Raw genomic sequence first — 25,543 nt, 5'->3', positions numbered from 1 at the left:
GATCCATGATCAAGGAGTCATCCCTGTGAAGACGATTGACGATCTTCAGGTCGCCGGGCAGCGGGTCTTCGTCCGCGCCGACCTGAACGTCCCGCTCGACGGCGAGACGATCACCGACGACGGCCGGATCCGCGCCGCCGTCCCGACGATCAACAAGCTCCTGGACCGGGGCGCCAAGGTGATCGTCGCCTCGCACCTGGGCCGCCCCAAGGGCGCCCCGGACCCGCAGTACTCGCTCGCCCCCGTCGCCCGGCGGCTCGGCGAACTCCTCGGCAAGCAGGTCGCCTTCGCGACCGACACCGTGGACGAGAGCGCTCGGGCCACCGTGGCGGCGCTCGGCGACGGCGAGGTCGCGCTGCTGGAGAACCTGCGGTTCAACGCCGGTGAGACCAGTAAGGACGACGCCGAGCGCGGCGCCTTCGCCGACCGGCTCGCCGCCCTCGCCGACCTCTACGTGGGTGACGGCTTCGGCGCGGTCCACCGTAAGCACGCCTCCGTGTACGACCTCCCGGCCCGGCTGCCGCACGCCGCGGGAGAGCTGATCGCCGCCGAGCTCTCGGTCCTGAAGAAGCTCACCGAGGACGTCAAGCGGCCCTACGCGGTCGTCCTCGGCGGCGCCAAGGTCTCCGACAAGCTCGGCGTCATCGACCACCTGCTGGAGAAGGCCGACCGCATCCTGATCGGCGGCGGCATGGCCTACACCTTCCTCAAGGCCCAGGGCCACGAGGTCGGCCGCTCGCTGCTGCAGGAGGACCAGGTCCCGGCGGTCCGGGACTATCTGCGCCGTGCCAAGGAGCGCGGTGTGGAGTTCGTGCTCCCGGTCGACGTCACGGCCGCGCCCGAATTCCCGGACCTGAAGACCAAGGCCCCCGCGAACCCGCGGGTCATCGCCGCGGACGCGATCCCGGCCGATCTTCAGGGGCTGGATATCGGCCCGGAGACCCGCAAGCTGTACGCCTCGAAGCTGGCCGACGCGGCCACCGTCTTCTGGAACGGCCCCATGGGCGTCTTCGAGCACCCCGACTTCGCCGAGGGCACCCGGGCCGTGGCCCAGGCGCTCCTGGACAGCCCGGCCTTCACCGTGGTCGGCGGCGGCGACTCCGCCGCGGCCGTACGCATCCTGGGCTTCGACGAGAACGCTTTCGGCCACATCTCGACCGGCGGTGGAGCGAGCCTCGAATACCTCGAGGGCAAGACGCTCCCCGGCCTCGCCGCACTGGAGGACTGAACACTGTGAGTGACCGTACGCCGCTGATGGCGGGCAACTGGAAGATGAACCTCAACCACCTCGAGGCCATCGCCCACGTCCAGAAGCTCGCCTTCGCGCTCACCGACAAGGACTATGAGGCCGTGGAGGTCGCGGTGCTGCCGCCCTTCACCGATCTGCGGTCGGTGCAGACCCTGGTCGATGGCGACAAGTTGAAGATCAAGTACGGCGCCCAGGACATCTCCGCGCACGACTCCGGCGCCTACACCGGCGAGATCTCCGGCCCGATGCTGGCCAAGCTCAAGTGCGCCTTCGCCGTCGTCGGGCACTCGGAGCGGCGCCAGTACCACTGCGAGTCCGACGAGCTGTGCAACGCCAAGGTCAAGGCGGCCTTCCGCCATGACCTCACCCCGATCCTGTGCGTCGGCGAGGGCCTTGAGGTCCGTAAGGCGGGCAACCAGGTCGCCCACACCCTCGCGCAGGTGGACGGCGGTCTCAAGGACATCCCCGCCGAGCAGGCCGAGACCATCGTGATCGCCTACGAGCCGGTCTGGGCGATCGGCACCGGCGAGGTCGCGACCCCCGAGGACGCCCAGGAGGTCTGCGGGGCCATCCGCGGCCGGCTCGCCGAGCTCTACGGCCAGGAGGTCGCCGACAAGGTCCGGATCCAGTACGGCGGCTCGGTGAAGTCCGGGAACGTCGCCGCGATCATGGCCCAGCCGGATGTGGACGGCGCCCTGATCGGCGGCGCGGCGCTGGACGCGGACGAATTCGTCAAGATCGTTCGTTTCCGCGACCAGTGAGTAGGCCCTAGCGCGCGCGTCGTCGTACCCTGTCGGGGGTCGAGGCGGTGGGAATCGCACCGTCCGGCCCCCGACGTCCGTACAAGCCCGAGAAGGTTGGTCCAGCTGTGATCATGGGGTTTTCGATCGCCCTCATCATCTTCAGCCTGCTGCTGATGATGTTGGTGCTCATGCACAAGGGGAAGGGCGGCGGCCTGTCCGATATGTTCGGTGGCGGCATGCAGTCCTCGGTGGGCGGCTCCTCGGTCGCCGAGCGCAACCTGGACCGCATCACCGTGGTGGTCGGGCTGCTGTGGTTCGTCTGCATCGTCGTGCTCGGGCTGCTGATGAAGCTCGACTGAGGCTCCGGCGGGGCCCGCTGAGGGCCCGGCCGACGCCCGATAACTGACGTACCGTCGTCAGCGGGGCCCATATGCGGCCTATGATGGCATGGCGTCCTCGGGGACGGGTGTAACTCCTCTCACTGGACGCGCGTTGGGCCTTACGTAGACTGGGGCGCCGGGCGGCGAAGCTGCCAATCGAGGCTTCGCGGCACCATCACGCAGGGAGTTACGACCGTGGCAAGTGGCAACGCGATCCGTGGAAGCCGGGTCGGAGCGGGGCCGATGGGAGAGGCCGAGCGAGGCGAATCGGCGCCGCGCCTGCGCATCTCCTTCTGGTGCTCGAACGGGCATGAGACCGTGCCGAGCTTCGCCAGCGATGCGCAGATCCCTGACACGTGGGACTGCCCCCGCTGCGGCTTCCCGGCCGGCAAGGACCGGGACAACCCGCCGGACCCGCCGCGCACCGAGCCGTACAAGACGCATCTGGCGTATGTACGGGAGCGGCGCAGCGACGCCGACGGCGAGGCGATTCTCGCCGAGGCACTCGCCAAGCTCCGGGGCGAGATCTAGACACAGAACGCGGTACGACGGCCCGGCCGGGCACCTCCTGTGAGGGGTGCGCGGCCGGGCCGTTGTCAGTGGCGCGGGCTACGGTCGTGGGGTGCTGAATCTCCGGGGGGAGCCGTCCCGCCGGGCGGGGGCGGACGCATAGGGGGATCGTCATGGCCGCGGTGGACGCCGGTGAGCTGGGCGCCGGAAGGCCGGCGGTGCCCGCGTGGCGCGGGGGGTTCGGGCGGCTGTGGGCGGCCGCGGTCGTCTCCCGGTTCGGGGACGCCCTGCGGGGTGCGGCGCTGCCGCTGCTGGCCGTCTCGCTGACCGATTCGCCGGTGCTGGTCTCGCTCGTGACCGCCTGCGGCTTTCTGCCTTGGCTGCTGTTCGGGCTGATCGGCGGGGCGATCGCCGACCGGGTGGACCAGCGCAGGGTGATGTGGGCGGTGGACGGCGCGCGGGCCGTCCTGATGGCGGGGTTCGCCGTCGCGGTCTGGATGGACCAGGCCACCATTGGGCTGCTGCTCGCCTTCGCGTTCGCCTTGACCACGCTGCAGACCCTGTTCGACAACGCCGCCACGGCGCTGCTGCCCTCGGTGGTCGCGCAGGAGGCGCTGGGCAGGGCCAACGCCCGGCTGATGACCGGGCAGGAGGTCATGGGCCGGTTCGTGGGCGCCCCGCTGGTGCCGGTGCTGCTGGGCCTCGGCGCCGCGATGCCGTATGCGGCGGACGCGGTCACCTATCTCGCCGCCGCCGTGCTGGTCGCCTCGCTGGGGGTGACGCCCCCTCAGCGGGCCCCGCGCCCGCCGGGCGGATCGCTGCGGCGCGATATCGCCGAGGGCCTGGCCGTGCTGTGGCGGGACAGGACGCTGCGGGCGCTGTGCGCCTCCACCACGCTGTGCAATATCGGCATCGGCGCGCTCATCGCCACCCTGGTGCTGCACATCACCGGCTGGCTGGGCGCCGGGAACACCGGCTATGCGGCCGTCATCACCGTGTACGGGATCGGGAGTGTGATCGGGGGGCTGGTGGCCGCCCGGCTCACCGAAAAACTGGGGCGCGCCCGTGCCCTCGTGGTGTGCGGCACCGCGCAGATCGGCGCCCTGGTCGCCCTCGGGGCGATACGGAGCCTGCCGGTCGCGGTCGCCGCCATGGGCCTCTTCGGCTTCGCGGGGATCGTCTGGAACGTGACCGAGGTGACGATGATGCAGCAGCGCAGCCCCGACGGGGCACTGGGGCGGGTGAGTTCCGCCTTCCGCACCCTGTCGATCGCGGGCACCCCGCTCGGCGCGCTGCTGGGCGGGGGGATGGCCGAGGCGTGGGGGCTTAACACCCCCGCGCTGGGGGCCGCGGCGCTCTTCGTCTGCGGGGTGGTGGCCCTCGTTCCGGGAATGCGGTCCGTCATCAATTAGGTTGGTGGCACGGGGGCCAGGCACCGACGAGAAGTGGGCTGATGTCCGAGATGACCATGGAAGGCCGCACCAGGCTGGACCAGCTGCCGGAATGGCATGCGCTGGCCGCACACCGCAAGGAGCTGGGCGACGCGCATCTGCGCGACCTGTTCGCGGGCGACCCGGAGCGCGGGCGCCGCCTCACCCTTCAGGTCGGCGATCTCCACGTCGACTACTCCAAGCACCTGGTGACCGACGAGACCCTGCGGCTGCTGCGCGAGCTGGCGCGGGCCACCAAGGTGGCCGAGCTGCGGGACGCCATGTTCCGCGGTGAGCGGATCAACACCACCGAGGACCGCGCGGTGCTGCACATCGCGCTGCGCGCACCGCACTCCGCGGAGATCAAGCTGGGCGACGAGGACGTCGTCGGCGAAGTGCACGCCGTGCTCGCCAAGATGACCGTCTTCACCGACCGCATCAGGTCCGGCGACTGGACCGGCCACACCGGCAAGCGGATCAAGAACGTTGTCAACATCGGCATCGGCGGCTCCGATCTGGGCCCGAAGATGGCGTACGAGGCGCTGCGCGCCTATTCCGACCGCTCGATGACGTTCCGGTTCGTCTCCAATGTGGACGGCGCGGATCTGCATGAGGCGGTGCGCGACCTGGACCCGGCCGAGACGCTGTTCATCGTCGCGTCCAAGACCTTCACCACCGTCGAGACCATTACCAACGCCCTCTCCGCCCGCGACTGGCTGCTGACCGGCCTGCGGGCCGGTGAGGAGGCCGTCGCCAAGCACTTCGTGGCGGTGTCGACCAATGCCGAGAAGGTCGCCGAGTTCGGCATCGACACCGACAACATGTTCGGGTTCTGGGACTGGGTCGGCGGGCGCTATTCCTTCGACTCGGCCATCGGCCTCTCCCTGATGGTCGCCATCGGCCCAGACTGCTTCCGCGAGATGCTGGCCGGCTTCCATCTGGTCGACGAGCATTTCGCCTCCGCCCCGCCGGAGGAGAACGTCCCCCTGCTGATGGGCCTGTTGGGCATCTGGTACGACAATTTCCACGACGCCCAGGCGCATGCCGTCCTGCCGTACAGCCACTATCTGTCGAAGTTCACCGATTATCTGCAGCAGCTCGACATGGAGTCCAACGGCAAGTCCGTGGACCGGGACGGCAACCCCGTCCGCTGGCAGACCGGCCCGATCGTCTGGGGCACCCCCGGCACCAACGGCCAGCACGCCTATTACCAACTGCTCCACCAGGGCACCAAGCTGGTCCCGGCCGATCTGATCGGCTTTGCGCGGCCGGTGAAGGATCTGCCGCCCGGGCTGGAGTCCCACCACGATCTGCTGATGGCCAACCTCTTCGCCCAGGGCCAGGCGCTGGCCTTCGGCAAGACCTCCGAGGAGGTCGCCGCCGAGGGGGTGCCCGAGGAGCTGGTGCCGCACAAGACCTTCCCCGGCAACCGCCCCACCACCACGATCCTCGCCTCCGAGCTCAGCCCGTGGGTGCTGGGCCAGCTCGTCGCCCTCTATGAGCACAAGGTCTTCGTCCAGGGCGCCGTCTGGAACATCGACTCCTTCGACCAGTGGGGAGTGGAGCTGGGCAAGGTGCTCGCCAAGCGCGTCGAGCCCGCCCTGACCGAGGGCGCCGAGGTGCCGGGTCTTGACACCTCCACCGAGCATCTGGTGGCCACCTACCGCTCGCTGCGCGGCCGCTGAGGTCCCGAGGCGCGCAAGAGCACGGAGAGTACGAAGAGCACGAACAGCACGAAGAGCACGGAACAGCAGGGAAAACGCGACGATCCCCCGGGCGCCCGAGGCGCGCGGGGGATCGTGTGCGATATGAGGGTTACGGCGACGCCGGGGGGTACAGCTCGCGCGGCAGACCCGCCGCCGCGGCCCGGTCCAGCAGCCACAGCGTGCGGCGGCGGCCGTACGCGCCGGCCGCCGGAGCCTGCACCTCCCCGGCACCCGACAGGGCTATCGTGACCGCCCTCGCCTTGTCCTCACCGGCCGCCAGCAGCCACACCTCCTGTGCCGCGCGGATCGCGGGCAGGGTCAGCGAGATCCGTACGGGCGGCGGCTTGGGCGCGCCGCGCACCCCGACCACCATCCGCTCGGTCTCCCGGACGGCGGGCAGTTCGGGGAAGAGCGAGGCCACATGGGTGTCCGGGCCGACGCCCAGCAGCAGCACGTCGAACGACGGCACCGCGCCGTGGTTCTCCGGCCGCGCGGCCCGGGCCAGCTCGGCGGCGTACGCCTCGGCCGCGGCGTCCACGTCACCGCCGTTCGCTCCGTCGGACGCGGGCATCGCGTGCACCCGCGCCGGGTCCAGCTCCACCGTGTCCAGCAGCGCCTCGCGGGCCTGGGTGACATTGCGGTCGGGGTGGCCCTCCGGCAGGAATCGCTCATCGCCCCACCACAGGTCCAGCCGCGACCAGTCGACCGCGTCACGCGCCGGGGAGGCGGCGAGCGCGGCCAGCAGGCCGTTGCCGTTGCGCCCGCCGGTCAGGACGACCGAGGCGGAGCCACGGGCGGCCTGGGCGTCCACGATCTTCGTGATCAGCCGGGCCGCCGCGGCCTGGGCCATCAGCTCCTTGTCGCGGTGGACGACCACCTGTGGTGCGGTCACTTGTCCGCCTTCCCGTCCGCCTTCCGCTCCTGGGCCTTCGCCGGGGGGTGAGGCTTGGGAGCCGGCGGCTGTGCCGGTGCCTGCGGTGGGTTCTTCGGCGAACCGGGCGCATGCTCCGGCGGCGCCTCCGGGTCCCGGGTCGGCAGCGGCGGCCGGTCCGGGGGTGCCACCTGAGTCTCCGGGGCGGCCTTGGCGTCCCGCTCCAGCGTGCCCACGCCGCCCTGGCCCAGCTTGTTCACGCCGAACTTCACCGACGACGCGTAGATCTCGTCGGGGTCCAGCCGGCGCAGCTCCTCGGCGATCAGCTCCGAGACCTCACGCCGCTGCAGCGCCACGTGCCGGTCGGGCTGGCCCGGCATCGCCAGCTCGGCCAGCGAGCCGTTCGCCCGGTCCAGGCAGATCACGCCGTCGGCCGTCTCCAGCCGCACCGCGGTGAGCCCGGGGCCCTCCGAGACCTGCCGGTTCACCGGCACCCCCAGCCGCTCGGCGAGCCACAGCGCGAGCAGCTCGCTGCTCGGGTTGTACGCCTCGCCCTCGACGACCGCGGAGGTGATCGGGGAGTGCCGCTGGTCCAGGGCGGCGGCCAGAACGCTGCGCCACGGGGTGATCCGGGTCCAGGCCAGATCGGTGTCGCCCGGGGTGTAGGTCGCGGCCCGCAGCCCGAGGGCCGCGACCGGGTCCTCGGTGGCCTGGGCGTCGGTGATCCGGCGCTGGGCGAGCTGTCCGAGCAGGTCCTCGCTGGGGTGCTCGGGGGCGTCCTCCGGCCACCACACCACCACCGGGGCGTCCGGCAGCAGCAGGGGCAGGACCACCGAGTAGGCGTGGTTGGCGAGCTCGCCGTGCAGCCGCAGCAGCACCGTCTCGCCGGTACCGGTCTCGCCGCCGACCCGCACCTCGGCGTCCATCCGGGCGATCTTGCGGTCGCGCGGCGACCGGCCGGGCCGCTTGATGACGACCAGGATGCGCGAGGGGTGTTCCTTGGACGCGTCGCTCGCCGCCCGCAGCGCGTCGTAGTGATTGCCCTCGTCGGTGACGATGACGAGGGTCAGCACCATGCCCACGGCCGGCGTACCGGTGGACCGGCGCGCCTGGATCAGAGCGGAGTTGATCCGGCTGGACGTGGTGTCCGTGAGATCGATGTTCATGGCCGCCGCCAGCTCCGTCCGTCTCGTGCGAGCATCTCGTCCGCGGCTTTCGGCCCCCAGGTCCCGGCCGTGTACTGCTCGGGCCTGCCGTGCTTCTCCCAGTACTCCTCGATCGGGTCGAGGATCCGCCAGGACTGCTCGACCTCCTCATGGCGGGGGAAGAGGTTCGCCTCGCCCAGCAGGACATCGAGCAGCAGCCGCTCGTACGCCTCGGGGCTGGACTCGGTGAAGGACTCGCCGTACTGGAAGTCCATCGTCACGTCCCGGATCTCCATGGAGGTGCCGGGCACCTTGGAGCCGAACCGGATGGTGACGCCCTCGTCCGGCTGCACCCGGATGACCAGGGCGTTCTGCCCGAGCTCCTGGGTGTCGGTGGCATCGAAGGGGGAGTGCGGGGCGCGCTGGAAGACCACCGCGATCTCGGTGACCCGCCGCCCCAGCCGCTTGCCGGCGCGCAGGTAGAAGGGGACACCCGCCCAGCGGCGGTTGTCGATCTCCAGCTTGATCGCGGCGTAGGTGTCGGTCTTCGAGTGGGGGTCGATGCCCTCCTCCTCGAGATAGCCGTGCACCTCCTGGCCGCCCTGCCAGCCGGGGGCGTACTGCCCGCGGACCGTGTGCTTGCCCAGGTCCTTGGGCAGCTTGACCGCCCGGAGCGCCTTCAGCTTCTCGGTGACCAGGGAGGACGCCCCGAAGGAGGCGGGCTCCTCCATGGCGGTCAGTGCGAGGAGCTGCAGCAGGTGGTTCTGGATGACGTCACGGGCCGCGCCGATGCCGTCGTAGTAGCCCGCGCGCCCGCCGATGCCGATGTCCTCGGCCATGGTGATCTGCACATGGTCGACGTACGACCGGTTCCAGATCGGCTCGAACATCGTGTTGGCGAAGCGCAGCGCCATGATGTTCTGGACCGTCTCCTTGCCCAGGTAGTGGTCGATCCGGAAGACATCGCCGGGCCGGAAGACCTCGTGGACGACCTGGTTGAGCTCCTGGGCGCTCTTCAGGTCGTGGCCGAAGGGCTTCTCGATGACGGCGCGCCGCCAGGAGTCGCCCTGGCCCTGCGACAGCCCGTGCTTCTTGAGCTGCTGGACGACGGTGGGGAAGAACTTCGGCGGGACCGACAGATAGAAGGCGAAGTTCCCGCCGGTGCCGCGCGCCTTGTCGAGCTCCTCTATGGTCGCCCGCAGGGTCGTGAACGCCTCGTCGTCGGAGAACGAGCCGGGTACGAAGCGGAACCCCTCGGCGAGCTGCTGCCAGACCTCCTCGCGGAACGGGGTCCGCGCGTGCTCCTTGACCGCGTCGTGCACGACCTGGGAGAAGTCCTCGTCCTCCCAGTCGCGGCGGGCGAAGCCGACCAGCGAGAAGCCGGGCGGCAGCAGCCCGCGGTTGGCCAGGTCGTAGATGGCGGGCATCAACTTCTTACGGGACAGATCGCCCGTGACGCCGAAGATCACGAGGCCGGACGGCCCCGCGATGCGCGGGAGCCGTCGGTCTCGTGGGTCACGCAGCGGATTGCTGCTGGTCACGGTTTCACGCCTCCGAGGGTGCGAGGCGCTTGAGCTCCGCCTCGGTGGACTTCAGCAGGTCGTTCCAGGAGGACTCGAACTTCTCGACGCCCTCGTCTTCCAGGACCTTAACGACCTCGTCGTAGGAGATCCCGATCCCGGCCAGCGCGTCGATGTCGGCCTTGGCCTGCTCGTAGGTGCCGCGCACGGTGTCGCCGCGGATCTCGCCGTGGTCGGCGACCGCCTCCAGGGTGGCCTCCGGCATGGTGTTGACGGTGCCGGGGGCGACCAGCTCCTCGACGTACATGGTGTCCTTGTACGCCGGGTCCTTGACGCCGGTCGAGGCCCACAGCGGACGCTGCTTGTTGGCGTTCGCCCGGTCCAGGGCGGCCCAGCGGTCGGAGCTGAAGACCTCCTCGTACGCCTGGTACGCGAGGCGGGCGTTGGCGATGGCGGCCTTGCCGCGCAGCGCCTTGGCCTCATCGGTGCCGAGCTTGTCGATGCGCTTGTCGATCTCGGTGTCCACGCGGGAGACGAAGAAGGACGCCACCGAGTGGATCTTCTGCAGGTCCAGGCCCGCGGCCTTGGCCTTCTCCAGACCGGTCAGGAAGGCGTCCATGACCGCGCGGTACCGCTCCAGGGAGAAGATCAGCGTGACATTGACGCTGATGCCCAGGCCGATCACCTCGGTGATCGCGGGCAGCCCCGCCTCGGTCGCCGGGATCTTGATGAAGGTGTTGGGCCGGTCCACCAGCCAGGCGAGCTGCTTGGCCTCGGCGATGGTGGCGGCCGTGTTGTGGGCCAGGCGCGGGTCGACCTCGATGGAGACCCGGCCGTCCTGCCCGCCCGTCGCGTCGTAGACCGGCCGGAGGATGTCGGCCGCGTCGCGGACGTCCGCCGTGGTGATCATGCGGACGGCTTCCTCGACGGTGAGCCCCCGGACCGCGAGGTCGGCCACCTGCTGCTGGTAGCCCTCACCGCTGGAGATCGCCTTCTGGAAGATCGACGGGTTGGTGGTGACGCCTACGACATGCTGCTGGTCGATCAGCTCGGCCAGGTTGCCGGAGGTGATCCTCTTGCGGGAGAGGTCGTCGAGCCAGATCGCGACGCCTTCGTCGGCCAGCCGCTTGAGTGCGTCTGTCATGGGGTGTGTTCTCCTACTCGTCGCTACTAAGTCGTCTGCGGGGTGTCAGCGCCCGGCGGCGTCGAGAGACTCGCGGGCGGCGGTGACCACGGCCTCGGCGGTGAGGCCGAACTCCCGGAAGAGCACCTTGTAGTCGGCGGAGGCGCCGAAGTGCTCCAGCGAGACGATGCGGCCGGCTTCGCCGACGTAGCGGTACCAGGTCAGGCCGATACCCGCCTCGACGGCCACGCGGGCCTTGACGGACGGCGGCAGCACTGTCTCCCGGTACCCCCTGTCCTGCTCCTCGAACCACTCGACCGAGGGCATTGACACGACGCGGGTCGGAATCCCGGCGGCCTGGAGCTGCTCACGCGCCTCCACGGCGAGCTGCACCTCGGAACCGGTGCCGATGAGGATGACCTGCGGCCGGCCGCCCTCGGCCTCGAAGAGGACGTAACCGCCCTTGGCGGCGTCCTCACTGGCCTCGTAGGTCGGCACGTTCTGCCGGGTCAGCGCGAGGCCGTGCGGAGCCGGGTTTTCGCTGTGGCGGCGGGTGATCTCGCGCCAGGCGATGGCCGTCTCGTTGGCGTCGGCCGGGCGGACGACGTTCAGGCCCGGGATGGCGCGCAGCACCGAGAGGTGCTCCACCGGCTGGTGGGTCGGGCCGTCCTCGCCGAGGCCGATGGAGTCGTGCGTCCACACGTAGGTGACCGGCAGCTTCATCAGCGCGGCGAGCCGGACGGCCGGGCGCATGTAGTCGGAGAAGACCAGGAAGGTGCCGCCGTAGACACGGGTGTTGCCGTGCAGCGCGATGCCGTTCATGGTCGAGCCCATGGCGTGCTCGCGGATGCCGAAGTGCACGGTGCGGCCGTACGGGTCGGCCTCCGGCAGCGGGTTGCCCTTCGGGAGGAAGGACGAGGACGCGTCGATCGTGGTGTTGTTGGAGCCCGCGAGGTCGGCGGAGCCGCCCCACAGCTCGGGGAGCACCCCGCCGAGCGCCTTGAGCACCTGGCCGGACGCCTTACGGGTGGCGACGTCCTTGCCCGGCTCGAAGACCGGCAGCACGGACTCCCAGCCCTCGGGCAGCTCGCCCGCGGTGATCCGGTCGAACAGGGCGGCCCGCTCGGGGTTGGCGTTCCGCCACTCCTGGACCTTCTTGTCCCAGGCGGCGTGCGCCTCGCGGCCGCGGTCGACCAGGGCGCGGGTGTGGTTGATGACGTCCGTCTCGACCGCGAAGTGCTGCTCGGGGTCGAAGCCGAGGACGCGCTTGGTGGCGGCGACCTCGTCGGCGCCGAGCGCCGAGCCGTGCGACGCCTCGGTGTTCTGCGCGTTCGGGGCGGGCCAGGCGATGATCGTACGGGCCGCGATGATCGAGGGGCGCTCGGTCTCGGCCTGCGCCGCCTTGAGCGCCGCGTACAGCGCGTGGATGTCGAAGTCGCCGGTCTCGGCCTGCTCGATGCGCTGGACGTGCCAGCCGTACGCCTCGTAGCGCTTCAGCACGTCCTCGGAGAGCGCGGTCGCGGTGTCGCCCTCGATCGAGATGTGGTTGTCGTCGTACAGGGCGACGATGTTGCCCAGCTTCTGGTGGCCGGCCAGCGAGGACGCCTCGGCAGAGATGCCCTCCTCCAGGTCGCCGTCGGAGACGATGGCCCAGATGGTGTGGTCGAACGGAGAGGCGCCCTCGGGCGCCTCCGGGTCGAACAGGCCACGCTCGTAGCGGGCGGCCATCGCCATGCCCACCGCGTTGGCGATGCCCTGGCCCAGGGGGCCGGTGGTGGTCTCGACACCGGTGGTGTGGCCGTACTCCGGGTGGCCCGGGGTCTTGCTGCCCCAGGTGCGGAACGACCGCAGATCCTCGAGCTCCAGCCCGAAGCCCGCCAGGTAGAGCTGGACGTAGAGGGTGAGGCTGGTGTGCCCCGGAGACAGCACGAAGCGGTCGCGGCCCGTCCAGTCCGCGTCGGACGGGTCGTGCCGCATCAGCTTCTGGAAGAGCAGGTACGCGGCGGGCGCGAGGCTCATGGCCGTGCCAGGGTGGCCGTTACCGACCTTCTGTACGGAGTCCATGGCCAGGACCCGGGTCGTGTCGACGGCCTGCCGGTCCAGATCGGTCCACTCGAGGTCTGTGGTAGTCGGCTTGGTGCTCACCCTGAGTCAGGGCTCCTCTCCACAATGTCGAAATCCGGTGACCGTATGTGCACCGGCGATGTCGAGCCTACCCCTGGAACAACGGTCATCTTTTCGAGTTCCACTCAACGGGATAAGGAACGAATTCCGAGGTGGCCGCATTCCCTCCGGGGCCCGTCCGGACGGCGTCCCGGACCCTGCGGAAGGCGCCGTTCCGGGCCTTGCCCGGCCCGTCGTCCGCCGGGCGTGGCCGCCTTACGGGCGCCTTGCGGGTGCCTTGCGAGTGCCTTGCGGTGCCCCTTCAACACGAGGGACCCCGGCGGCGGGCGGCGTATCCGCTACGTCTAGAGTGGCGTGGTACGCGCAAGTCTTTACCGGCTCTTCATGTCCGGTGCTTGCTGGTTCTTGCTTCCACCAGGGGTGTGCGTGACGGCCGTCGAATCCCGTCCTGCGGGGGTGCTCGAGACGAGCGAAACGAGCTCCGGTCACCGGCCGTTCGGGGCCCGTGTCATGGCGTTCGTGGCGCTGACGAAGCCGCGCGTCATCGAACTGCTGCTGATGACGACCGTGCCGGTCATGTTCCTGGCCGCCCAGGGCGTCCCGGATCTGTGGCTGGTGGTCAAGACCTGTGTCGGCGGTTATCTGTCGGCCGGTGGTGCGGCCGCGTTCAACATGTATTACGACCGGGACATCGACGCGCTGATGGAGCGCACCGCGCAGCGCCCGCTCGTGACCGGCATGGTCTCGCCGCGTGAATGCCTCGTCTTCGCCTTCGCGCTCGCGGCGGTGTCGACGGCCTGGTTCTGGGCGCTGGTCAACCCGCTGTCCGCGATGCTGTCGCTCGGTGCGCTGGTCTTCTACGTCGTCATCTACACGATGTGGCTCAAGCGGCGCACCTCGCAGAACATCGTGTGGGGCGGCATCGCCGGCTGCATGCCCGTGCTCATCGGCTGGTCCTCGGTGACCAACGAGGTCTCCTGGGCCGCCGTCATCCTCTTCCTCGTGATCTTCTTCTGGACGCCGCCGCACTACTGGCCGCTGTCGATGAAGGTCAAGGAGGACTACGAGCGGGCCAACGTGCCGATGCTGCCGGTCATCGCGGGCAACAAGGTGGTCGCCAAGCAGATCGTCCTCTATAGCTGGGCCATGGTCATCGTCTCCCTGCTGCTGTGGCCGCTGGGCTACACCGGCTGGTTCTACCCGGTCGTCGCGGCGGTGCTGGGCGGGTTCTGGCTCAAGGAGGCACACGCCCTCCAGGGGCGCGCCAAGGCCGGGATCATGGGCGCGAAGCTCAAGGAGATGCGGCTGTTCCACTGGTCGATCACCTATGTGTCGCTGCTGTTCGTCGCCGTGGCCGTGGACCCTTTCCTGCGGTGATTACCGGCGGGTAGCATCGGCTGTATGGCAGACACCACCCAGCCGGAACCGACGGACAGCGGCGAGTCGGCCGCACAGCCCTCCGCGCCGGCCGCAGCGTCCAAGCCGTCCAAGCCCGCCAAGCCCTCCAAGGACGAGAAGCGGGCCGAGCGGCTCGCCCGCCAGATCACGGCCTTCGCCACCGGCCACGGCGGCGGCGCCGAGGGGCAGATCGCCCACATCGGGCGCGGCTCCGTCCGGATCGCACTCGTCGGCGCGGATGGCGAATGGGGCGTTCTCGTCGCCCCCTCCCAGGAGAGCGCGCGGCGTGCGGCCGAGATCGCCGGGCTGACCCTCCAGGACGCCTTCGACGGCGAGCTCGCCGCGAAGGTCCGCACCGGTCCGTACGAGTGGGCGCGCATGGCGGGCATCCAGCTCGGCGGACCCGGCAACCCTCCGGCACCCGCCTCGTAGAACGCCTGAGAACGGGTCCGGCGACACCTCGCACCCCTTCCGTCCGTTAAGCCCGTCGATGCCGGAGGGCGAGAGGCGGCGGCGATGCACGAGGCGACGGACTCCCCGAACACCCTGGGCCCGCCGACCGGCCCGGTCCCCCGGGACGGGCCGGGCCCGGTGGCGGGCCCGATCACGCTGCCGCCCTTGGTCGACCAGCACAGCCACGGCACGGTCGACGGTGAGCTCGGCGTCGGCTCGTTCGAAACCCATCTGGCGGCCGCCGCCGGCTCCGGCGCGGCCCCGGCCGGCACCACCTTCTTCGATAGCTGGACCGGTCTGGCCGTGCGCCGCTGGTGCCCCCCGCTGCTGGGCATGGAGCCCCACTGTGCGCCCGTCAGCTATCTCGCCCGCCGCCGTGAGCTGGGCGCCTACCGTGCCGCGCGGCTGCTGCTGCGGGGCGCCGGTATCGGCACCTTCCTGCTGGAGTCCGGCGCCCGGGACAACCTCAGCACCGCCGGGGAACTGGCCGCGACCGCCGACGGCGCGGTCCATGAGGTGGTCCGCCTGGAGCCGCTGGCCGAGCAGGTCGCCGACACCTCCGGCACGGTCGACGCCTTCATCGGCAACACCGCCGAGGCGCTGTACGCGGCGGCCCAGCACGCGACCGCCTTCGCCATGGGGATCGCCTTCTGCGACGAGCTGCCGCCCGATCCGCGTGAGGTCCGGCGCGCCGCCGCCCGCTGGCTCGCGCTCACCGTACGTCCGGCCCGGGACCGTGCCCCAGACCCCGCGCTCGCCCAGCATCTGCTGTGGAGCGCCGTCGCGACGGGCCTTCCGGTGCAGCTTCACTGCGCCGATCCGCAGTCGCTCCTCGGCTTCCTGCGCGCCACGGCGGGCTTCGGCACCGATCTGGTGCTGCTGCCCGACCGGCCGCACCACCGCCGGGCGGCCCAGCTCGCCGCGGCCTTCCCACATGTCTACGCGGACGCCGGGCCGCGGCCCGGGGAGACCCTGGGCGAGGCGCCGTTCGGCAAGCTGCTCTTCTCGACGGGCGCACGGGGGCTGCCCGAGCTGTATGTGACCGCGTCCCGGCTGTTCGGCCAGGCCATGGCCCGGCTCGCGGACGAGTGGGTCGGCGAGGAGATCTGCACCCGGGCCGAGGCCCAGCGGATCGCCGGGCTGGTCGCGGCCGGGACCGCGCGCCGCGTCTACCGGCTGGACGCGGCCGGCTCGGGCTGAACGGTCTCGTGGTCGCCCGTGGGGCCGGGGACGGCCGCCGGAAGCGCGGCGCGCTCGCGCTGGGCGAGCAGCACCCGCAGCACCGCGATCCACACCAGGCAGGAGCCGAGCATATGGATGCCGACGACGATCTCTGGCAGATGGGTGAAGTACTGCACGTACCCGACCACGCCCTGCAGGAGCAGGACGACGAGGAGCTCCAGGACCGTACGGCGCTGGGCGGCCGGGGCCTTCACGGCCCGCAGCGTGAACCACAGGGCGACGGTGAGGCCCAGCACGATGTAGACGAAGTCCACGTGGAGCTGGGTGATCTCCTGCCAGTTCAGCGGGATGCGGTGCACCTTACGGGCGTCACCGGCATGCGGACCCGCGCCGGTGACCACGGTGCCGATGACGATGAGCGCGCCGGTGGCGGCGATCAGCAGCCGGGTGAGCTGGCGCACCGGCACGGCCACGAGATCGCGCGGCTCGGCGTCGCCCTCGCGCGCCCGCCACCAGGTCGCCACGGCGACCGTGAGCAGCGTGGAGGACAGCAGGAAGTGCGAGCTGACGATGTACGGGTTGAGCCCGGTGAGCACCGTGATGCCGCCGACCACGGCGTTGCCCATGACGATCCAGAACTGGGCCCAGCCGAGCCGGGTCAGCGAGGTGCGCACGGGCGTACGGGCGCGGGCGGCGATGATCAGCAGTCCGATGACGGCGCACAGGACGTACGTCAGGATGCGGTTGCCGAACTCGATGTAGCTGTGGATGCCCATGTCGGAGGTCGGCGTCAGGCTGCCGGAGGTGCACTTGGGCCAGGTGTCACAGCCCAGCCCGGACTGGGTGAGCCGGACCGCGCCACCGGTCACGACGATGACCACGGCCATCACCACGGTGGCCAGCGCGGCCTGCTGCACGAAGCGCGCGGAGGGCTGCCAGCGTCGGGCGATCAGCTCGAACGGATTCAGCGAATTCGGCACGCACCCATCGTAGGCCGCCGCTTGTGCAGCTTTTCACGAGGGGTAGTGCTTCGGTAAAGCCGCAGCTCGCAGAGGTGTTCGGGCTGCTCCTAGCGGAAGCTGCTCCTAGCGGAAGCTGCTCCCGGCGGAGGCTGCTCCCGCCGGAAACTACTCCCAGCGGAAGAAGCGCGCCGCCGCGCCCAGCCCCAGCACCGCCCATACCGCCAGGATCCCCAGATCCCGCCACGGCATCCCGGCCCCGTCCTGGAGGACGTCCCGCAGCCCGCCCGAGAGCGCCGAGATCGGCAGCAGCTCCAGCGCGCCGCGCACCGCGCCCGGGAATTTGTCGAGCGACACGATCACCCCGCCGGCCACGAGCAGCAGCAGGAAGACCAGGTTGGCGGCGGCCAGGGTCGCCTCGGCCTTCAGGGTGCCCGCCATCAGCAGCCCGAGGCCGGAGAACGCCGCCGTGCCGAGGATCAGCAGCAGCGCCACGGAGAGCGGGTCGCCGTGCGGCGACCAGCCCAGCGCCAGCGCGATGGCGGTCAGCAGCACGATCTGCAGGACCTCGGTGACCAGTACCGCGAGGGTCTTGGCGGTCATCAGTCCCCACCGCGGCAGCGGTGAGACGGCGAGCCGCTTGAGCACGCCGTAGCGCCGCTCGAAGCCGGTGGCGATGGCCTGTCCGGTGAACGCGGTGGACAGCACGGCAAGGGCCAGCACACCGGGCGTAAGGAAGTCCACCGTGCTGCCGTCGGCGCCCGTGTCGACGATGTCGACGGTGCTGAAGAGCACCAGCAGCAGGGACGGGATGACGACGGTCAGCAGCAACTGCTCGCCGTTGCGCAGCAGCATCCGGGTCTCCAGCGCGGCCTGCGCCCGGATCATCCTCATGAGCGGGGCCGCCCCCGGCTTGGGGAGAAAAGTGCCCGTGGCGGTCACGCTCGCAGCTCCTTACCGGTGAGTTCCAGGAAGACGTCCTCGAGGGTGTGCCGCTCGACCGAGATCCGGTCCGGCATCACCCCGTTCTGCGCGCACCAGGAGGTGACGGTCGCCAGCATCTGGGGGTTGACCTTGCCGGTGATGCGGTACGAGCCCGGCGTCAGCTCGGCGGCCGTGGAGTCGGCGGGCAGCGCCTTGAGGAGCGAGGCCAGGTCGAGTGCGGGTCGGCCGCCGAAGCGCAGGGTGTTCTCGGCGCCGCCCCGGCACAGCTCCTCGGGGGTGCCCCGGGCGATCACCTTGCCGCCGTCGATGATCGCCACATCGTCGGCGAGCTGCTCGGCCTCGTCCATGTAGTGGGTGGTCAGCAGCACGGTGACCCCGTCGTCCCGCAGATCGCGGATGAGGTCCCAGGTGGCGCGGCGGGCCTGCGGGTCGAGTCCGGCGGTCGGCTCGTCGAGGAAGACCAGTTCGGGGCGGCCGACGACGGCCATGGCGAGCGCGAGCCGCTGCTGCTGGCCCCCGGAGAGCCGCCGGTAGGTGGTCCGGCCGCAGGAGCCGAGGCCGAGCCGTTCGATCAGCAGGTCGACGTCGACCGGATGCGCGTGCAGGGAGGCGGTGTGGCGCAGCATCTCTTCTGCCCGCGCGCCGGAATAAACGCCTCCGGACTGAAGCATCACCCCGACCCGGGGGCGCAGTGCGGGGGCGTCCGCGACCGGGTCGAGCCCGAATATCCGGACCGTGCCGGCGTCGGGTCGGCGGTACCCCTCGCAGGTCTCGACGGTGGTGGTCTTACCGGCTCCGTTGGGGCCGAGGACGGCGGTCACGGCGCCCCGGTCCACGGACAGGTCGAGCCCGTCGACCGCGGTCTTCGGGCCGTACCGCTTGACCAGGCCGACGATGTCGACCGCGGGCTCTTCTCGCATGTCCGGCAGTCTACGAATCGCCGGGCCCCCTGTGGGCGGCAGGGCCGGAAGCCGTGGTGCCCGCCGCCCGGCCGCAGAGGCGTCGCCGCAGGTGAAACCGGGGTGCGGGACCCTCTCGGACTTAGGTACACCTAAGTGACGTACCGCACCGGACCTGCAGATCTCCCCGCTTGTGCCGCGCCGGGGAATTACGCAACAATGGCGTTGTGAAATACGCGAGCGAGGCTCCGAACGAACGCGCGGCCGAACTGGCCGCGCGGTCCGCCACGCCCGCATCCGCGCCGGAAGAGCAGCACGGCACCCGCAACCGGGTCGCGCGCTCCATCCTCGACCACGGTCCCTCCACCGCGGCGGAGCTCGCCCAGCGGCTGGAGCTGACCCAGGCGGCCGTCCGCCGCCACCTGGACACCCTCGTCGCCGACGGCGTCGTCGAGCCCCGCGAGAAGAGGGTGTACGGGGCGCGGGGGCGCGGCCGCCCGGCCAAGGTCTTCGCGCTCACCGACTGCGGTCGCGACGCCTTCGACCAGGCCTACGACAAGCTCGCCGTCGACGCCCTGCACTGGATCGAGCAGAGCGCCGGAGGCGGCGAGGCGGGCCGTGCCGCGGTCGCCGCGTTCGCCCGCGCGAGGCTCGCCGCCCAGGCGGAGGGTTACCGCGGCACCATCGAGGCCGCCGCCCCCGGCCGCCGCACCGAAGCCCTCGCCGACGCGCTCTCCGCGGACGGGTACGCTGCTACGGCGCGCAGCGCGCCGGTCGGCGAACAGCTCTGCCAGCACCACTGCCCGGTCGCCCACGCAGCCGAGCGATATCCGCAGCTGTGTGAGGCGGAGACCGAGGTCTTCTCCCAGCTGCTCGGAACTCATGTGCAGCGTCTGGCCACCATCGCCCATGGCGACGGAGTGTGCACGACGTTCATTCCGAAGACCGGCAAGGTCGAGAAGGCCGACACCAGCACCACCAAGACCACCACCGCATCTGCCAGCACGGCCGGGAGGAACCCCGAATGACTCTCCCCACGGAGACCGCTCACCCCGAGCTTGAGGGCCTGGGCAACTACGAGTACGGCTGGGCCGACTCCGACGTGGCCGGTGCCTCGGCCAAGCGCGGCCTCTCCGAGGACGTCGTGCGCGACATCTCGGGGAAGAAGTCCGAGCCGGAGTGGATGCTCAAGCTCCGCCTCAAGGGCCTGAAGCTCTTCGGCAAGAAGCCCATGCCCACCTGGGGCTCGGACCTGTCGGGCATCGACTTCGACAACATCAAGTACTTCGTCCGCTCCACCGAGCAGCAGGCCGCCTCCTGGGACGACCTGCCCGAGGACATCAAGAACACGTACGACAAGCTGGGCATCCCGGAGGCCGAGAAGCAGCGCCTCGTCGCGGGTGTCGCGGCCCAGTACGAGTCCGAGGTCGTCTACCACCAGATCCGTGAGGACCTGGAGGAGCAGGGCGTCATCTTCCTGGACACCGACACGGCGCTCAAGGAGCACCCGGAGCTGTTCCAGGAGTACTTCGGCACCGTGATCCCCGCGGGCGACAACAAGTTCGCCTCGCTGAACACGGCGGTCTGGTCCGGCGGCTCGTTCATCTACGTGCCGAAGGGCGTGCACGTGGAGATCCCGCTGCAGGCGTACTTCCGGATCAACACCGAGAACATGGGCCAGTTCGAGCGGACGCTGATCATCGTCGACGAGGACGCCTACGTCCACTACGTCGAGGGCTGCACCGCGCCGATCTACAAGTCGGACTCGCTGCACTCCGCGGTCGTCGAGATCATCGTCAAGAAGGGCGCCCGCTGCCGCTACACGACCATCCAGAACTGGTCGAACAACGTCTACAACCTGGTCACCAAGCGCGCCGTGGCCTACGAGGGCGCGACCATGGAGTGGGTCGACGGCAACATCGGCTCCAAGGTGACCATGAAGTACCCCGCCGTCTACCTGATGGGTGAGCACGCCAAGGGTGAGACCCTGTCCATCGCCTTCGCGGGCGAGGGCCAGCACCAGGACGCGGGCGCCAAGATGGTCCACATGGCCCCCCGCACCTCGTCGAACATCGTCTCCAAGTCGGTGGCGCGCGGCGGCGGCCGCACCTCCTACCGCGGTCTGATCGAGATCGGCGAGGGCGCCGAGGGCTCCAAGTCCAATGTGCTCTGTGACGCCCTGCTCGTCGACACGATCTCCCGCTCGGACACCTACCCGTATGTGGACGTCCGCGAGGACGACGTGTCCATGGGCCATGAGGCGACCGTCTCCAAGGTCAGCGACGACCAGCTCTTCTACCTGATGAGCCGCGGTCTGTCCGAGGACGAGGCCATGGCGATGATCGTGCGCGGCTTCGTCGAGCCGATCGCGCGCGAGCTGCCCATGGAGTACGCGCTGGAGCTCAACCGGCTGATCGAGCTGCAGATGGAGGGCGCGGTCGGCTGACGCCACCCCCTTCCGGCCCCGGCGGAGGGCTCCGTCCTCCGCCCGGGCATCCCGTTCAGGCCCATCAGGCAGAAAGAGAGCAGTACGACAGCCATGGCTGAAACCATCCCGGCCGGATCCACCACGGACGGCGTCATCCAGGTGGGCCAGCCCACCGATGCCCGGGTGAGCGCGCCCGCGTCGTACGACGTGGCCGACTTCCCGGTGCCCCATGGCCGCGAGGAGGACTGGCGGTTCACCCCCCTGGAGCGGCTGCGCGGTCTCCACGACGGCACGGCTGTCGCCGACGGCGGCGTCAAGGTCGAGGTGACCGCCCCCGAGGGCGTCACGGTCGAGACCGTGGGCCGTGACGACGCACGCCTGGGGAAGGCCGGCAAGCCGGTGGACCGGGTGGCGGCCCAGGCGTACAGCTCCTTCGAGAAGGCGTCGGTCGTCTCGGTGCCCAAGGAGACGGTGCTCACCGAGCCGGTGCGGATCGCCGTGCACGGCGAGGGCGGCACCGCCTTCGGCCACCAGGTGATCGAGGTCGGCGCCTTCGCCGAGGCGGTCGTGGTCATCGACCACACCGGTGCCGCCACGGTCGCCGCCAATATGGAGTACCTGATCGGCGACGGCGCCAAGCTCACCGTGGTCTCGGTCCAGGACTGGGACGACACCGCGGTCCACGTCGGTCAGCACACCGCGCTGGTCGGCCGGGACGCCACCTTCAAGTCCGTGGTCGTCACCTTCGGCGGCGATCTGGTGCGGCTCCACCCGCGCGTCGTCTACGGCGCCCCGGGTGGTGAGGCCGAGCTGTACGGCGTGTACTTCACCGACAACGGCCAGCACCAGGAGCACCGGCTCTTCATCGACCACGACACCCCGCACTGCCGCAGCAACGTGGCCTACAAGGGCGCGCTGCAGGGCAAGGAGGCGCACGCGGTGTGGATCGGCGATGTGCTGATCCGGGCCGCCGCGGAGGGCACCGACACCTACGAGCTCAACCGGAACCTGGTCCTCACCGACGGCGCCCGGGTCGACTCGGTGCCGAACCTGGAGATCGAGACCGGTGAGATCGTCGGCGCCGGTCACGCGAGCGCGACCGGCCGCTTCGAGGACGAGCAGCTCTTCTACCTGATGGCGCGCGGCATCCCGGCCGACGAGGCCCGCCGTCTGGTGGTCCGCGGCTTCTTCGCCGAGCTGGTCCAGCAGATCGGGATCCCCGATCTGGAGGAGCGGCTCATCGCCAAGATCGAGGCCGAGCTGGAGGCGTCCGTAGGATGACCAACACCTTCGTACGCGCCTGTGCGCTGGACGAACTCGAGGAAGACACCCCCAAGCGGGTCGAGCTCGAGGGCGTGCCCGTGGCACTGGTGCGCACCCAGGGCGAGGTGTTCGCGGTCAACGACATCTGCTCGCATGCGAACGTCTCGCTGTCCGAGGGCGAGGTGGAGGACTGCCAGATCGAGTGCTGGCTGCACGGCTCCAGCTTCGACCTGCGCACCGGCAAGCCGTCCGCCCTCCCCGCGACGCGCCCGATCCCCGTGTACCCCGTAAAGATCGAAGGGGACGATGTGCTCGTCTCCGTCACCCAGGAGTCCTGAGGCACCCATGGCCACGCTTGAGATCAACGACCTGCACGTTTCCGTCGACGCCGAGGGCGGCCCCCGCGAGATCCTGCGCGGTGTCGACCTGACCGTGAAGCAGGGCGAGACGCACGCCATCATGGGCCCCAACGGCTCCGGCAAGTCCACCCTCGCCTACTCGCTTGCCGGGCACCCGAAGTACACGATCACCAGTGGCACCGTGACGCTGGACGGCGAGGACGTGCTCGCGATGTCCGTCGACGAGCGCGCCCGCGCCGGTGTCTTCCTCGCCATGCAGTACCCGGTCGAGGTGCCCGGCGTCTCCGTCTCCAACTTCCTGCGCACCTCCGCGACCGCGATCCGCGGCGAGGCGCCCAAGCTGCGCACCTGGGTGAAGGAGGTCAAGGAGGCCATGGAGCGCCTCAACATCGACCCGTCCTTCGCCGAGCGGAATGTGAACGAGGGCTTCTCCGGCGGTGAGAAGAAGCGCCACGAGATCCTCCAGCTCGAGCTGCTGAAGCCGGCCATCGCGATCCTCGACGAGACCGACTCCGGCCTCGACGTCGACGCGCTGCGGGTGGTCTCCGAGGGCGTCAACCGGGTCCGTGAGGCCGGCCAGGTCGGCACCCTGCTGATCACCCACTACACCCGCATCCTCCGGTACATCAAGCCCGACCACGTCCACGTCTTCGCGGCGGGCCGGATCGCCGAGTCCGGCGGCCCGGAGCTGGCCGACAAGCTGGAAGAAGAGGGCTACGAGGCGTACGTGAAGGGAGGCGCGTCCGAGTGACACAGTTGCCGGGCCTCCTCGACACCGAGGCGATCCGCAAGGACTTCCCGATCCTGGACCGTGTCGTCCATGACGGCAAGAAGCTCGTCTACCTGGACAACGCGGCGACGTCGCAGAAGCCGCGCCAGGTGCTGGACGTGCTCAACGACTACTACGAGCGCTCCAACGCCAATGTGCACCGCGGCGTCCATATGCTCGCCGAGGAGGCCACGGAGCTGTACGAGGGCGCCCGCGACAAGGTCGCCGCCTTCATCAACGCTCCCAGCCGCGACGAGGTGATCTTCACCAAGAACGCGTCGGAGTCGTTGAACCTGGTCGCCAACATGCTCGGCTGGGCCGACGAGCCCTACCGGGTGGACCGGGAAACCGAGATCGTCATCACCGAGATGGAGCACCACTCCAACATCGTTCCGTGGCAGCTCCTCTCGCAGCGCACCGGCGCGAAGCTGAAGTGGTTCGGCCTCACCGAGGACGGCCGGCTCGACCTGTCGGAGATAGAGCAGGTCATCACCGAGAAGACCAAGGTCGTCTCGTTCGTGCTGGTCTCCAACATCCTCGGCACGGTCAACCCGGTCGAGGCGATCGTCCGCCGCGCCCAGGACGTCGGCGCCCTCGTGGTGATCGACGCCTCCCAGGCCGCCCCGCACATGCTGCTGGACGTGCAGGCGCTGCAGGCCGACTTCGTGGCCTTCACCGGCCACAAGATGTGCGGCCCGACCGGCATCGGTGTGCTGTGGGGCCGCCAGGAGCTGCTGGAGGACCTGCCTCCGTTCCTCGGCGGCGGCGAGATGATCGAGACCGTCTCGATGCACTCGTCCACCTACGCCCCGGCGCCGCACAAGTTCGAGGCCGGTACGCCCCCGATCGCCCAGGCCGTCGGCCTCGGCGCGGCCGTGGACTACCTCACCTCGATCGGCATGGACAACATCACCCGCCATGAGCACGCCCTCACGCACTACGCGGTCGGCAGGCTCCTGGAGGTGCCGGACCTGCGCATCATCGGCCCCACCACGGCCGAGGAGCGCGGCGCCACGATCTCCTTCACCCTCGGCGACATCCACCCCCACGATGTGGGCCAGGTGCTCGACGAGCAGGGAATCGCGGTCCGGGTCGGCCACCACTGCGCCCGCCCCGTATGCCTGCGCTATGGAATTCCGGCGACCACCCGAGCGTCGTTCTATCTGTACTCCACTCCGGCCGAGGTCGACGCCTTGGTGGAGGGCCTGGAGCACGTACGGAACTTCTTCGGGTAGGGGCGTGCCGCGTGAAGCTGGATTCGATGTACCAGGACGTGATCCTGGACCACTACAAGAACCCCCATGGACGGGGCCTGAGGGACGGCGACGCAGAGGTACACCATGTCAATCCCACCTGCGGTGACGAGATCACGCTCCGGGTGCGGCTTGACGGCGACACCATCGAGGACGTGAGCTACGAGGGCCAGGGCTGTTCCATCAGCCAGGCCAGCGCCTCCGTGCTCAATGAGCTGCTGGTGGGCAAGGAGCTGGCCGAGGCCCGCAGGATCCAGGAGACCTTCCTGCACCTGATGCAGTCCAAGGGCAAGGCCGAGCCGGACGACGCCATGGAGGAGGTGCTGGAGGACGCGATCGCGTTCGCCGGTGTCTCCAAGTATCCGGCTCGGGTGAAATGCGCCCTGCTGAGCTGGATGGCGTGGAAGGACGCGACGGCACAGGCACTGGGTGAGACCGCCGGAGGGAAGACCGTATGAGTGACAACCTGACCACCACCAAGCCCGCCAGCGAGGAAGAGGTCCGCGAGGCCCTGTACGACGTCGTGGACCCCGAGCTGGGGATCGACGTGGTCAACCTCGGGCTGATCTACGGCATCCACATCGACGACGCCAACATCGCGACGATCGACATGACGCTCACCTCGGCGGCCTGTCCACTGACCGACGTCATCGAGGACCAGGCCAAGTCCGCGACCGACGGCATCGTCAACGAGCTCCGGATCAACTGGGTCTGGATGCCGCCGTGGGGCCCGGACAAGATCACCGACGAGGGACGTGAGCAGCTCCGCGCCCTCGGCTTCAACGTCTGACGGCTCCTGGGCTTGTCGAAACGGCCCCCGCGCTTCGGCGCGGG

25 protein-coding genes are annotated in these 25,543 nt (G+C 70.1%); 17 read left to right on the top strand and 8 right to left on the bottom strand.

Translation table 11 applies throughout. The annotated features are described in order from the left end of the window. Positions 1-25: 25 nt before the first annotated feature. The 6 genes from STRVI_RS32860 to pgi all read left to right on the top strand — a co-directional run bounded on the left by STRVI_RS32860 (position 26) and on the right by pgi (position 5,997). Positions 26-1,228, top strand: a complete 1,203-nt coding sequence (locus STRVI_RS32860) for a phosphoglycerate kinase (RefSeq protein ID WP_014059877.1) — start codon at positions 26-28, stop codon at positions 1,226-1,228. Between the two features lie 5 nt (positions 1,229-1,233). Next, the gene (tpiA, locus tag STRVI_RS32855) at positions 1,234-2,010 is read left to right on the top strand and encodes a triose-phosphate isomerase (protein WP_014059876.1); all 777 of its coding nucleotides are present in this window, start codon (positions 1,234-1,236) and stop codon (positions 2,008-2,010) included. A 113-nt stretch (positions 2,011-2,123) separates the two neighbouring features. Beyond that, on the top strand, positions 2,124-2,351 hold the full coding sequence (gene secG / locus STRVI_RS32850; protein WP_014059875.1) for a preprotein translocase subunit SecG: 228 nt from the start codon (positions 2,124-2,126) through the stop codon (positions 2,349-2,351). Positions 2,352-2,567: 216 nt separating this feature from the next. After that, on the top strand, positions 2,568-2,903 hold the full coding sequence (locus tag STRVI_RS32845; RefSeq protein WP_009718803.1) for an RNA polymerase-binding protein RbpA: 336 nt from the start codon (positions 2,568-2,570) through the stop codon (positions 2,901-2,903). Positions 2,904-3,055: 152 nt separating this feature from the next. Continuing rightward, positions 3,056-4,294 carry an MFS transporter gene (locus tag STRVI_RS32840; protein WP_014059874.1) on the top strand — a complete coding sequence of 413 codons (1,239 nt, stop codon included), beginning with the start codon at positions 3,056-3,058 and terminating at the stop codon, positions 4,292-4,294. A 50-nt stretch (positions 4,295-4,344) separates the two neighbouring features. Next, positions 4,345-5,997 carry a glucose-6-phosphate isomerase gene (gene pgi, locus STRVI_RS32835; RefSeq protein ID WP_043240589.1) on the top strand — a complete coding sequence of 551 codons (1,653 nt, stop codon included), beginning with the start codon at positions 4,345-4,347 and terminating at the stop codon, positions 5,995-5,997. 130 nt (positions 5,998-6,127) lie between these two features. Here the strand turns inward: pgi and pgl are convergent, their stop codons facing one another. The 5 genes from pgl to tkt are packed head-to-tail and all read right to left on the bottom strand — an operon-like array spanning position 6,128 to position 12,822. Further along, on the bottom strand, positions 6,128-6,910 hold the full coding sequence (pgl, locus tag STRVI_RS32830) for a 6-phosphogluconolactonase (protein ID WP_014059872.1): 783 nt from the start codon (positions 6,908-6,910) through the stop codon (positions 6,128-6,130). Next, complete coding sequence (gene opcA / locus STRVI_RS32825) at positions 6,907-8,055, bottom strand: glucose-6-phosphate dehydrogenase assembly protein OpcA (RefSeq protein WP_014059871.1); 1,149 nt, start codon at positions 8,053-8,055, stop codon at positions 6,907-6,909. The genes pgl and opcA overlap by 4 nt, the downstream gene beginning before the upstream one ends. Next, on the bottom strand, positions 8,052-9,575 hold the full coding sequence (zwf, locus tag STRVI_RS32820) for a glucose-6-phosphate dehydrogenase (RefSeq protein ID WP_014059870.1): 1,524 nt from the start codon (positions 9,573-9,575) through the stop codon (positions 8,052-8,054). The genes opcA and zwf overlap by 4 nt, the downstream gene beginning before the upstream one ends. A gap of 4 nt (positions 9,576-9,579) precedes the next feature. Then, positions 9,580-10,698 carry a transaldolase gene (gene tal, locus STRVI_RS32815; protein ID WP_014059869.1) on the bottom strand — a complete coding sequence of 373 codons (1,119 nt, stop codon included), beginning with the start codon at positions 10,696-10,698 and terminating at the stop codon, positions 9,580-9,582. A 45-nt stretch (positions 10,699-10,743) separates the two neighbouring features. Then, on the bottom strand, positions 10,744-12,822 hold the full coding sequence (gene tkt / locus STRVI_RS32810) for a transketolase (RefSeq protein ID WP_014059868.1): 2,079 nt from the start codon (positions 12,820-12,822) through the stop codon (positions 10,744-10,746). Between the two features lie 405 nt (positions 12,823-13,227). Here tkt and STRVI_RS32805 point away from each other — a divergent pair, with 405 nt between their 5' ends. The 3 genes from STRVI_RS32805 (at position 13,228) to STRVI_RS32795 (ending at position 15,852) form a co-directional block, all read left to right on the top strand. Continuing rightward, the gene (locus STRVI_RS32805; RefSeq protein WP_043236916.1) at positions 13,228-14,178 is read left to right on the top strand and encodes a heme o synthase; all 951 of its coding nucleotides are present in this window, start codon (positions 13,228-13,230) and stop codon (positions 14,176-14,178) included. A gap of 24 nt (positions 14,179-14,202) precedes the next feature. Beyond that, a complete protein-coding gene (locus tag STRVI_RS32800) occupies positions 14,203-14,631 on the top strand; it encodes a hypothetical protein (RefSeq protein WP_014059866.1) in 429 nt (142 codons plus the stop codon). Positions 14,632-14,715: 84 nt separating this feature from the next. Further along, positions 14,716-15,852 carry a hypothetical protein gene (locus tag STRVI_RS32795; protein ID WP_014059865.1) on the top strand — a complete coding sequence of 379 codons (1,137 nt, stop codon included), beginning with the start codon at positions 14,716-14,718 and terminating at the stop codon, positions 15,850-15,852. Here the strand turns inward: STRVI_RS32795 and STRVI_RS32790 are convergent. The 3 genes from STRVI_RS32790 to STRVI_RS32780 all read right to left on the bottom strand — a co-directional run bounded on the left by STRVI_RS32790 (position 15,822) and on the right by STRVI_RS32780 (position 18,658). After that, positions 15,822-16,814, bottom strand: coding sequence for a COX15/CtaA family protein (locus tag STRVI_RS32790; protein WP_014059864.1), 993 nt, complete (start codon positions 16,812-16,814; stop codon positions 15,822-15,824). The genes STRVI_RS32795 and STRVI_RS32790 overlap by 31 nt on opposite strands. Positions 16,815-16,961: 147 nt before the next feature. Further along, on the bottom strand, positions 16,962-17,735 hold the full coding sequence (locus STRVI_RS32785) for an ABC transporter permease (RefSeq protein ID WP_014059863.1): 774 nt from the start codon (positions 17,733-17,735) through the stop codon (positions 16,962-16,964). Then, entirely contained in the window at positions 17,732-18,658 is a 927-nt protein-coding gene (locus STRVI_RS32780) for an ABC transporter ATP-binding protein (RefSeq protein ID WP_014059862.1), read from the bottom strand. The genes STRVI_RS32785 and STRVI_RS32780 overlap by 4 nt, the downstream gene beginning before the upstream one ends. Before the next feature lie 206 nt (positions 18,659-18,864). Here STRVI_RS32780 and STRVI_RS32775 point away from each other — a divergent pair, with 206 nt between their 5' ends. The 8 genes from STRVI_RS32775 (at position 18,865) to STRVI_RS32740 (ending at position 25,499) form a co-directional block, all read left to right on the top strand. Continuing rightward, entirely contained in the window at positions 18,865-19,665 is an 801-nt protein-coding gene (locus tag STRVI_RS32775; protein WP_014059861.1) for a helix-turn-helix transcriptional regulator, read from the top strand. Continuing rightward, positions 19,662-21,083 (top strand): Fe-S cluster assembly protein SufB, encoded by a 1,422-nt coding sequence (gene sufB / locus STRVI_RS32770; RefSeq protein ID WP_014059860.1) that lies wholly within the window; start codon positions 19,662-19,664, stop codon positions 21,081-21,083. Before STRVI_RS32775 ends, sufB begins: the two co-directional genes overlap by 4 nt. Positions 21,084-21,176: 93 nt before the next feature. Further along, positions 21,177-22,346, top strand: coding sequence for a Fe-S cluster assembly protein SufD (gene sufD / locus STRVI_RS32765; protein WP_014059859.1), 1,170 nt, complete (start codon positions 21,177-21,179; stop codon positions 22,344-22,346). Continuing rightward, entirely contained in the window at positions 22,343-22,666 is a 324-nt protein-coding gene (locus STRVI_RS32760) for a non-heme iron oxygenase ferredoxin subunit (RefSeq protein ID WP_014059858.1), read from the top strand. The genes sufD and STRVI_RS32760 overlap by 4 nt, the downstream gene beginning before the upstream one ends. Positions 22,667-22,673: 7 nt before the next feature. Further along, complete coding sequence (gene sufC / locus STRVI_RS32755; RefSeq protein ID WP_014059857.1) at positions 22,674-23,438, top strand: Fe-S cluster assembly ATPase SufC; 765 nt, start codon at positions 22,674-22,676, stop codon at positions 23,436-23,438. Then, a complete protein-coding gene (locus STRVI_RS32750; RefSeq protein ID WP_014059856.1) occupies positions 23,435-24,691 on the top strand; it encodes a cysteine desulfurase in 1,257 nt (418 codons plus the stop codon). Before sufC ends, STRVI_RS32750 begins: the two co-directional genes overlap by 4 nt. 11 nt (positions 24,692-24,702) lie before the next feature. After that, positions 24,703-25,167: a Fe-S cluster assembly sulfur transfer protein SufU gene (sufU, locus tag STRVI_RS32745; protein ID WP_014059855.1), complete on the top strand. Its 465-nt coding sequence runs from the start codon at positions 24,703-24,705 to the stop codon at positions 25,165-25,167. Further along, positions 25,164-25,499: a metal-sulfur cluster assembly factor gene (locus STRVI_RS32740; protein WP_014059854.1), complete on the top strand. Its 336-nt coding sequence runs from the start codon at positions 25,164-25,166 to the stop codon at positions 25,497-25,499. Before sufU ends, STRVI_RS32740 begins: the two co-directional genes overlap by 4 nt. The last annotated feature ends 44 nt before the right edge of the window (positions 25,500-25,543 follow it).

Source organism: Streptomyces violaceusniger Tu 4113 (assembly GCF_000147815.2).
Lineage (GTDB): Bacteria > Actinomycetota > Actinomycetes > Streptomycetales > Streptomycetaceae > Streptomyces > Streptomyces violaceusniger_A.
The sequence above is the reverse complement of the archived record's forward strand: the minus strand, read 5'-3'. Positions and strand labels throughout refer to the sequence as shown.

Bases quoted from the DNA above. Each gene is read 5' to 3' on its own strand.
- STRVI_RS32795 (WP_014059865.1), top strand. From the start codon at position 14,716: ATGCACGAGGCGACGGACTCCCCGAACACCCTGGGCCCGCCGACCGGC.
- sufD (WP_014059859.1), top strand. From the start codon at position 21,177: ATGGCTGAAACCATCCCGGCCGGATCCACCACGGACGGCGTCATCCAG.
- sufC (WP_014059857.1), top strand. From the start codon at position 22,674: ATGGCCACGCTTGAGATCAACGACCTGCACGTTTCCGTCGACGCCGAG.
- STRVI_RS32740 (WP_014059854.1), top strand. From the start codon at position 25,164: ATGAGTGACAACCTGACCACCACCAAGCCCGCCAGCGAGGAAGAGGTC.
- STRVI_RS32780 (WP_014059862.1), bottom strand. From the start codon at position 18,658: ATGCGAGAAGAGCCCGCGGTCGACATCGTCGGCCTGGTCAAGCGGTAC.
- tal (WP_014059869.1), bottom strand. From the start codon at position 10,698: ATGACAGACGCACTCAAGCGGCTGGCCGACGAAGGCGTCGCGATCTGG.
- opcA (WP_014059871.1), bottom strand. From the start codon at position 8,055: ATGAACATCGATCTCACGGACACCACGTCCAGCCGGATCAACTCCGCT.
- STRVI_RS32840 (WP_014059874.1), top strand. From the start codon at position 3,056: ATGGCCGCGGTGGACGCCGGTGAGCTGGGCGCCGGAAGGCCGGCGGTG.
- pgi (WP_043240589.1), top strand. From the start codon at position 4,345: ATGACCATGGAAGGCCGCACCAGGCTGGACCAGCTGCCGGAATGGCAT.
- STRVI_RS32800 (WP_014059866.1), top strand. From the start codon at position 14,203: ATGGCAGACACCACCCAGCCGGAACCGACGGACAGCGGCGAGTCGGCC.
- secG (WP_014059875.1), top strand. From the start codon at position 2,124: ATGGGGTTTTCGATCGCCCTCATCATCTTCAGCCTGCTGCTGATGATG.
- sufB (WP_014059860.1), top strand. From the start codon at position 19,662: ATGACTCTCCCCACGGAGACCGCTCACCCCGAGCTTGAGGGCCTGGGC.
- STRVI_RS32760 (WP_014059858.1), top strand. From the start codon at position 22,343: ATGACCAACACCTTCGTACGCGCCTGTGCGCTGGACGAACTCGAGGAA.